Source organism: Oleiphilus sp. HI0043, from assembly GCF_001634935.1.
In genome coordinates this window covers 1-668 of record NZ_LWEY01000151.1, presented here as the reverse complement: position 1 = coordinate 668, position 668 = coordinate 1, and the positions used below count along the sequence as shown (strand labels likewise).

Below are 668 nucleotides of genomic sequence, written 5' to 3'. Positions count from 1 at the left end.
CCTTTGAAATATTCACTATCGAAACACTTAATTGAACACCCTCAGTATGATTTAGCTCCCACTGCAAACGCTCCATTAAATCCATCACTTCATAAGATACACATTGCGCTTGTGGCGTCTTAACCATCAGCACCATGACATCAGCACTGGTCGAGTAGTTACTGGTAATAAATGCATTATCCAGGTTATAACGAGAGTCAGGGCGTAACTCGGGAGCACCCGCATCTAGCTCTCCAATCTTCAACCCCTGGGAGACATAAAGACCCATTGCCACAGCAAATTGCGCAAGAATAATAAACTGCAAAGCATATTTATGAGATGCCATCTTCGCTATTCTTGCCCATATCGGGCTGGGGTGCTTTTCTACCTTACGCACATGCGCGATACCACGCTTAGTCACACCAAAGTAAGACATAATAATAGGCAGCAATACCATATTGGTGATGATAATACTGGCAATACCAACACTGGCACCAACGGCCAAGTCTTTTATCACATCCACCTCAACCACAATCAGGGTCATGAAACCAATTGCATCACTAATCAAGGCAAGCATCGCTGGCACATAATGGTGACGAAAAGTACGAAGCGTTGCCTCGAGTGACTCAAACCCTGCGCCCATTTCGTGGGTCAAGCCATTGATAAACTGGACCGAGTGGCTAATAGCA

At 45.2% G+C, this 668-nt stretch carries 1 pseudogene; it reads right to left on the bottom strand.

What is annotated here, in order from left to right:
• Positions 1 to 668 (bottom strand): annotated as a pseudogene (locus tag A3729_RS32075) (RND family transporter); the annotation flags it as partial.